The organism is Streptomyces sediminimaris, from assembly GCF_047049295.1.
GTDB lineage: Bacteria > Actinomycetota > Actinomycetes > Streptomycetales > Streptomycetaceae > Streptomyces > Streptomyces sediminimaris.
Map to the genome: position 1 here is coordinate 1 of NZ_JBJWOT010000006.1, position 799 is coordinate 799.

The following is a 799-nucleotide window of genomic DNA, read 5'->3' on the forward strand; positions in this document are numbered from 1 at the left end:
CGGCCGTCTACGACGGCATACCAGCGGGCCGGATCGCCGCGGATCCTCTCGCGTGGCTTCGGGGACAGCCCGACCGCGAAGAACCCGCACGAGGCCGGCGAGCGGCGGCTGGCCCGCATGGACGATCAGGGCATCGACGTCGCCGTGCTGTCCCTGTCGCCTCCGGGCGTGCGGGACCTGCCCGGGACCGACGCCGTGGCGGTGGCACGCGAGGCCAATGACCAGCTTGCCGAGATCGTCGCCTCCCGGCCCGATCGCTTCCAGGCGTTCGGGCCGGGATTCCCACCCAGTCGCCGGCCGCGGCCGCGGCCGAGCTGGAGCGCGCGGTGGCCGAACTGGGCTTTCCCGGGGCCATGCTGTACGGGCGTACCGGCAACAAGCTGGCCGACCACCCGGACAACGACGAGCTGTACGCGATGGCCGAGCGCCTCGCCGTGCCGCTGCACTTCCACCCGCAGACACCGGTTGGGCCCGTCATCGACGCCTACTGCTCCAGCCTCCCCGAGCCCGTGGGCCCCGTGCTGGCCGGCGCCGGACTCGGCTGGTACTACGACCTCGGCGTCCAGTACCTGCGCATGATCTTCTCAGGGGTCTTCGACCGGTTCCCCGATCTGCAGGTGATCGCCGGGCACTGGGGCGAGGTCGTGATGTTCTCCCTCGACCACACCGGCTTCTTCGGCGAGGCAGGCAGTCTGCGGCAACCCCTGGCGGACTACTTCAAGCAGAACTTCTGGGTGGCCGGCAGCGGCACCGACAGCCCTCGTTACCTGCGCTGGACCGCCGAAGTGATGGGAACCGA

At 70.8% G+C, this 799-nt stretch carries 1 protein-coding gene; it reads left to right on the top strand.

What is annotated here, in order from left to right:
• Positions 1-326: 326 nt before the first annotated feature.
• The coding region (locus ACJ9NR_RS41700) for an amidohydrolase family protein (protein WP_412494833.1) at positions 327-799 on the top strand (473 nt) is incomplete at its 3' end.